This window comes from Psychrobacter sp. Rd 27.2, from assembly GCF_001921755.1.
Classification (GTDB): Bacteria; Pseudomonadota; Gammaproteobacteria; order Pseudomonadales; family Moraxellaceae; genus Psychrobacter; species Psychrobacter celer.
The window spans coordinates 1-352 of record NZ_MRYB01000137.1; the positions used below are offsets into that span (position 1 = coordinate 1).

The window sequence follows — 352 nt, forward strand, 5'->3', positions numbered from 1 at the left end:
GCAAAGTCAGTATGCAAGTACGTGAAGAGAAGTCCGTAAGCTTATCAGCTATCGGTACAGAGGTTGCCCTTACAGCTACAGAAGCCAATTTAAAAGATGATGCTTCTACTACTATTACAACCACATTAGTGGATAGTGCAGGACGTGCTATTGCCAATGCTGGTATGGAGCTAGTTAATGCGAACGGTGATGTTATCCACTCTAGTGCGACTGCTGTTAGCAATGTAGATGGTCAAGCAGTATTTACTATTAACGAAGCTGATTTGACCTTTGATAACAATGGTAACTTACGTGTATTTGCTCGTGCTATTGGTGAGGATCGTATCAATATTCAGCGAAGTATTAGCAGTAT

1 protein-coding gene is annotated in these 352 nt (G+C 41.2%); it reads left to right on the forward strand.

Annotated elements, in window-relative coordinates; all coding sequences use genetic code 11:
- Window positions 1-11 precede the first annotated feature (11 nt).
- Window positions 12-352 (forward strand): hypothetical protein (locus BTV99_RS12925; protein WP_143507217.1); only part of this gene is annotated, 341 nt, incomplete at its 3' end.